7 protein-coding genes are annotated in these 6,035 nt (G+C 42.4%); all 7 read left to right on the plus strand.

What is annotated here, in order from left to right; translation table 11 throughout:
• The first annotated feature begins 246 nt into the window (after window positions 1-246).
• Entirely contained in the window at window positions 247-633 is a 387-nt protein-coding gene (locus VMW39_02760; protein ID HUW22940.1) for a 4Fe-4S dicluster domain-containing protein, read from the plus strand.
• A 14-nt stretch (window positions 634-647) separates the two neighbouring features.
• Window positions 648-2,486 (plus strand): aldehyde ferredoxin oxidoreductase family protein, encoded by a 1,839-nt coding sequence (locus tag VMW39_02765; protein HUW22941.1) that lies wholly within the window; start codon window positions 648-650, stop codon window positions 2,484-2,486.
• A gap of 90 nt (window positions 2,487-2,576) precedes the next feature.
• On the plus strand, window positions 2,577-2,840 hold the full coding sequence (locus VMW39_02770; GenBank protein HUW22942.1) for a MoaD/ThiS family protein: 264 nt from the start codon (window positions 2,577-2,579) through the stop codon (window positions 2,838-2,840).
• A gap of 3 nt (window positions 2,841-2,843) precedes the next feature.
• Window positions 2,844-3,797 (plus strand): dihydrodipicolinate synthase family protein, encoded by a 954-nt coding sequence (locus VMW39_02775; GenBank protein HUW22943.1) that lies wholly within the window; start codon window positions 2,844-2,846, stop codon window positions 3,795-3,797.
• Window positions 3,798-3,880: 83 nt separating this feature from the next.
• A complete protein-coding gene (locus VMW39_02780) occupies window positions 3,881-4,516 on the plus strand; it encodes a corrinoid protein (GenBank protein HUW22944.1) in 636 nt (211 codons plus the stop codon).
• Window positions 4,509-5,669: a uroporphyrinogen decarboxylase family protein gene (locus tag VMW39_02785; GenBank protein ID HUW22945.1), complete on the plus strand. Its 1,161-nt coding sequence runs from the start codon at window positions 4,509-4,511 to the stop codon at window positions 5,667-5,669. Before VMW39_02780 ends, VMW39_02785 begins: the two co-directional genes overlap by 8 nt.
• Window positions 5,670-5,741: 72 nt before the next feature.
• Window positions 5,742-6,035: ornithine carbamoyltransferase (locus VMW39_02790; GenBank protein ID HUW22946.1), on the plus strand; the 294-nt coding region annotated here is incomplete at its 3' end.

Here is a 6,035-nt window from a genome sequence, read left to right on the forward strand (position 1 = left end):
AGCAAAGCGACGAAGCAATCTGACACGAAGTGTCATTGCGAACGAAGTGAAGCAATCTCATGGTTTGGCACGAGGTTGCCACGGGCTTTGCCCTCGCAACGACCCTGCGGGTCGATTGCCGCGCCCTTCGGGCTCGCAATGACAGAGCAAAAGTAAAGCTTTTTCAGAGACCTTCAATAAATTACTTGACAATAGACCGATATCGTTGATAGAATTAAATAAATTATCGTCTAAAAGGAGCATTTAATGCCTATTGCAGACCATAAAAAATGCACAGGTTGCCGCATCTGCGAGATAATTTGCTCAATTCAACATCATAAAGAAATGAATCCCAAATTGGCTATGGTAAGGATAAATAGCAATTGGCCCTGGGAGGACAAGGTAACCATCTGCCGGCAGTGTAAGAAGCCAAAGTGCGTTGAAGCGTGCGAGTATGATGCTATTGAAAGAGTTAACGGCTATTTAAGAATTAACCAGGAAAAATGCACTGCCTGTCTTGAATGCGTAAAGGCGTGCCCTTTTGACGGCGTGGTAGTTAGTGAAATAACTCAGAAACCTATTCTCTGTGATACGTGTAAGGGAGAATATCTGTGCGTTAAATGGTGCCCCGTAAAAGTATTTAGTAAAACATAAGGAGCAGATCTGACATGAGTAATAATAAATATTTTGGTTATGCTGGAAAGATTCTAACGGTGGACTTGAGTTCCTCTAATTATGTTGTTGAGGATACTCCTTTTGACCTGATTGTAAACTTCATGGGAGGCAAGGGATTTGGGGCGAAGATTCTTTATGACGGGCTAAAGCCTGGTTGTGACCCCTTATCTCAGGATAACATTATGGTTATGGCTACTGGACCTTTAACAGGGACTTTAATGCCGGCAAGCGGTCACATTGTCCTCAGCACTAAAAGTCCGTTAACTGGCATCTGGCTTGATTCCCATTGTGGCGGATTTTTTGGCCCCGAGCTTAAGATGGCCGGTTATGATGCCATAATTATCAAGGGAAAGGCGAAGAAGCCGACGGTGCTGGTTATTAAAGATGATGGAGTTTCCTTTGAAGATGGTAAAGATCTATGGGGTAAGTTTACTTTTGAGTCTCAGGAACTGCTGAGGAAAAAACATGGAGAGAATTGCCAATTTATGTGTATTGGTCCAGCAGGAGAGAGAAAAGCGAGGTTTGCCAATATAGTCTCCGGAGGTAGGGGTTTCGGTAGAGGTGGTTCAGGAGCTGTAATGGGGTCAAAGAACCTCAAAGCTATTGTCGTAAAAGGAACTAAGGGTATTAGAATTCACGATTTCGACGGTTTTATGAGGATTTGTACAGAAGCATATAATGAATTAACGGTCAGCCCTGACACAGGAGGTGGAAGACCCAAGTACGGAACTAATTCCATCTATTCATTTATGATTGAGGCAGGAGCTCATCCAGTTAAGAATTTTCAAACCGGAGTGTTTGAAAAAGTAAAAGAATGTAATGAAGATGTGCTTGACAAAAAGTACTATAAGAGACATATAGCCTGTTTTTCCTGCCCGATAAACTGTAGCAAGGCATCCCGGGTAGACGATGGTAAATATAAGGGAAAGTTTACAGAGGGCCCTGAATATGAGAATATGTGGAGCTTGGGCGCTCAATGTGGCAATAGCAATATTGGCTCGATAATTTATGGCGAGCATCTTTGTGATGAATACGGTTTGGATGCTATTTCTACAGGAAATGTGATTGGCTTCACCATGGAGTGCTTTGAAAAAGGGATTCTCTCGGAAAAGCAGATTGGTTTTCCCGTGAAGTTCGGAAACGACGAAGCAATAATAAAATTTATAGAAATGATGGCAAAAGGAGAAGGCGTTGGAGAATTGATGAGCCAGGGTGTTCGCCAGATGTCTAAGGAGTTGGGTAAGGGCACTGAGAAATTTGCAATGCATGTAAAGGGGATGGAAATACCGGCATACGACCCACGAGGCGCTTTTGGAATGGGCCTTGCCTATGCCACCAGCGACCGGGGCGCATGCCACTTAAGGGCATGGACATTAGGAGCTGAGATATTAGATGTCCGGGAGAGGATGGACCCTTTTGCTACAGAATTTAAGGCTGAGCTTGTGAAGAATCAGCAAGACTTTTATGCAGTCATCCAATCGGCAGTTGTCTGTTTATTTCTGAATTTCGGACTGACTCAGCGCCATATAACCAGGTGCATTCAGAGTCTCACGGGAATAAAGGAGTGGAAGACAACAGAGGATATTCTGAAGATTGGCGAAAGAATATATAATCTAACAAGGTTATTCTCAATGAGGGAAGGAATTTCAGCAAAAGACGACACCCTTCCCCAAAGGTTACTCCGAGAGCCTACTAAGGAAGGACCGACAAAAGGTATTGTAGTTGACCTTGATACAATGTTAAAAGAGTATTATCTAATCAGGCATTGGGATGGAGAGGGTAGACCCACCAAGGAGAAACTTACCGAACTCGGACTCGATAAATACAAGTAGAAAAAGGAGTAGCAGACTTCAGTCTGCGTCTTGACGCAAACTAAAGTTTGCAGCTACCAAATTTAATTTTTTGAACAATATTTAAAAGAAATGAAAGTAAAAATTAAAGCCAAATTTTTTGCTATGCCCAGAGATTATCAAGGCGAAAGAGAATTGGAAATGGAAGTCAGCGAGGACTTCCAGCAGGCTCTGGAAGAGATAGATTCGAGGACTAAAATAGGGATAAAAGAGAAGCTGGACAAAAGATTTGTCATTCTCATAAATGGAAGAAATTACAAGAAGGTTTTGGAAGATAAAGGCAAATTGGAAGAAGGAGATAATTTAGCATTTGTTCCATTTTTAGGAGGAGGATAAAAGATGGGAAAAGAAATATTTAGACCAGAAGGTGTTTATGCAGCGATGCTGACGCCCTTTGATGAGAAAGGGAAAGTCAATGGAACTGTCCTAAGGAAGATAGTAGACTTTCTGATAGATAAAGGTATAGACGGGCTATATCCAGTAAGCAGTGTGGGCGAGTTTGTGCATCTTAATCCTGAGGAGAATATGGAGATAATGGATATATGTGTTGACCAGGCAAAAGGAAGGGTTCCTGTTGTTCCTGGAGTGAGTGCTTCCTGCGCTGAAAAAGCTGTGATTTTGGCCAAGCATGCGGAAAAGATAGGCTGTAACGGAGTGGTGGCTTGCGCGCCTTACTATTTCACCGTCTCTCAGGAAATTGTAGAAAAGCATTTCGAGATTATCGCTGATTCTATTAGTATTCCCCTTGTGCTGTATAATATTCCTTTTGCTGCTAATAAAATAACCTATGATGTGGTAAAAAGACTGAGCAGGCGAGAAAATGTGGTCGCCTTGAAAGATAGTAGCGGGAGTATGGTTGATATCGTACATTTTATGGATAAAATAAGGATAATCGGTGAAGACCTGACTCTCCTGTTAGGAAGAGAAGACATATTCTTTCCCGGGCTTATGATGGGCGCAACGGGATGTATGGTAGCTGCAGGATGTATCGTGCCGGAAATTTTGAAACGGCTACATAAGTGTTTTAAGGAAGGGAACTACGATGAGGCGAGAGAACTTCAATTCTCGATACTGATTCTTTTGAGGGCGATGTGGTCTCTTACTATGCCCATAGGTTTTAAGGCAGCGATGGAACTTAGAGGGTTTCCTATGGGTCCATTCAAACAGCCACTGTCCGATGCCGAGCAGTATACCTATCAGATTACAAAAAGCAGAATTGAGAGAATAATGACGCCGCTTTTGGAAAAAATCGAGAAGATGGAAAAGGAAGAGAAAGAGGTCGTTAAAAAATAATTTGGTAGCCGCAACCTTTAGGTTGCGTTTATATACGCAGGCTGAAGCCTGCGACTACCGTTTTGTTCTTGGTAGAAAGTGAGATGGGGAAATTGGAATTCAAAAAAATTGTGGAAGCTGTTCTCGTTGGGGACGTTGAAAAAACGAAAGCTTTAACCCAGGAAATCCTCAACAAGGGTGTTTCCCCGCATGATGTGATTGAAAAGGGTTTGATGGAAGGGATGAATTTAGTAGGAGATAAGTTCGAGAAGAGAGAGTATTTTTTACCCGACCTATTAGTGGCAGCAGAGGCGGTAAAACGGGCCACGGAGATTATAAAACCTCATCTGAAAGGGGAAAGAGGAAGAGGCACTGTGGTTATCGGGACTGTGAGTGGCGATATACATGACCTGGGGAAGAATTTAGTTGTATCTACTCTTGAAGCCTCGGGCTTTAAAGTTGTGGATCTGGGAGTGGATGTTCCTTCCGAAAAGTTCGTAAACGCTGTAAAAGAGGAAAAGGCAAACATAGTGGCAATATCTGCTCTAATTACAACTACTATGTTGGGTATGAAGGATATTATAGAAGCAATGGTGAAGGATGGCATCAGAAAAGAAGTTAAGGTAATGGTGGGTGGCGCTCCCCTTGATGAAGAGTTTGCCAGAAAAATTGGTGCAGATAGATATGCGAGGAGTTCGAGGGATGCAACCAGGAAGGCAGTGGAGTTGGTAAATGGTTGAGATGACTTCCCGGGAGAGAGTTTTACAAGTTATCGAACATAGAGAACCGGATAGAGTTCCTGTCGATTTTGGCAATCGCAACTGGAGTATAGTAAACGCTCCTCCCTATGGTTATAAGGCACTCTGTGAATATTTAGATATTTCCGATTACCCTGAACCAAAGATTGTTTATCTTCTGAACCTTGTGAGTAATATTGATGAGAGGATATTGAGGAAATTTAATGTGGATATAAGAAATTTAGGTGCCGGAGGACTGGGAATGGAGAGACTCTCGGATGGGACTCTGAGAGACTTAGATAATCATGGGCTCATATGTAAGCCGGCTGGTCCATATTTTTCTATTCCCGATACGCTTGCTCCTCTTAAGGATGCAATATCGGAGAAGGATATAGAGGAGTACCCATTCTGGTCAGACTATCAAAATCCTGTATATGTAAAGGGGAAAGAGGAAGAAGCAAGACATCTTCACGAGCATACAGATTATGCCATATCTACCTGGGTTCCCAATGTTTTTCACCGGTATGCTTTTGTCCGTGGGTTCAATAATTTTATGATGGATATGAGAATAAATGTCGAATTTTTTACAGCACTAGCAAACAGGATACTGAAAGCTTCGAAGACTTTTGCGCGGGAGTTCCTGGGTAGGGTAGGAAAGTATATAGACATAGTCTGTATTGGCGATGATATGGGCGCACAGACTCAGCCTTTTATGTCCGTTGAGGATTTCCGAAAATATATTAAACCATACTGGGCGGAACTCGTTAAAGAGATAAAGAAATATACAGAAGCGAAAATTCTCCTCCACTGTTGTGGCTCGATTTACCCACTGATAAATGATATTATCGAGGTGGGCTTTGAGGTACTAAATCCTATTCAGCCTTTAGCTTATCAGATGGAACCAGAAAGGCTCAAGAGAGATTTCGGGGAGAGGATTTGTTTTTTGGGAGGAATAGATATTCAGCGGCTTTTGACCTTTGGCACACCTGAGGAAGTCAGAGAAGGAGTAAGAAGGGTGATTAACATACTTGCTCCCGGCGGTGGTTATATTCTTGCACCCTCCCACGATGTACAACCAGAGACGCCTCCCCAGAACATTGTGGCAATGTATGAGGCAGCCAAGGAGTTCGGGACTTATCCAATTAAAGGGAAATAATTTTTTTTTACTTGTGCTCTCCTTTCAATAAAGGGGAGTTTTTTTGTTAATTCACTTTTTAGGAGGATAAAATTGACAAGCCATAGCGGGAAAAGAAACCTAATTTCAATCCTGGATTTGACTTCAGATGAGATAATAGAGATTCTTCTTTCTGCAAGAGAACTGAAGAAGAGAAAGGAACCTAAAAGCACCTTAAAAGGGAAAGTTCTGGGAATGGTTTTCCAGAAACCTTCTACGAGAACCAGAGTCTCCTTTGAAGTAGCAATGTACCAATTGGGGGGATACGCACTATTTTTGAATGCCCAGGACCTCCAGTTGAGTCGTGGAGAAGAGATAGGAGATACGGCAAAGACTCTATCCCGATAC

The organism is bacterium, from assembly GCA_035530055.1.
In the GTDB taxonomy this organism is placed as follows: Bacteria; UBA6262; WVXT01; order WVXT01; family WVXT01; genus WVXT01.

Bases quoted from the DNA above. Each gene is read 5' to 3' on its own strand.
- VMW39_02765 (HUW22941.1), top strand. From the start codon at position 648: ATGAGTAATAATAAATATTTTGGTTATGCTGGAAAGATTCTAACGGTG.
- VMW39_02760 (HUW22940.1), top strand. From the start codon at position 247: ATGCCTATTGCAGACCATAAAAAATGCACAGGTTGCCGCATCTGCGAG.
- VMW39_02775 (HUW22943.1), top strand. From the start codon at position 2,844: ATGGGAAAAGAAATATTTAGACCAGAAGGTGTTTATGCAGCGATGCTG.
- VMW39_02785 (HUW22945.1), top strand. From the start codon at position 4,509: ATGGTTGAGATGACTTCCCGGGAGAGAGTTTTACAAGTTATCGAACAT.
- VMW39_02780 (HUW22944.1), top strand. From the start codon at position 3,881: ATGGGGAAATTGGAATTCAAAAAAATTGTGGAAGCTGTTCTCGTTGGG.
- VMW39_02770 (HUW22942.1), top strand. From the start codon at position 2,577: ATGAAAGTAAAAATTAAAGCCAAATTTTTTGCTATGCCCAGAGATTAT.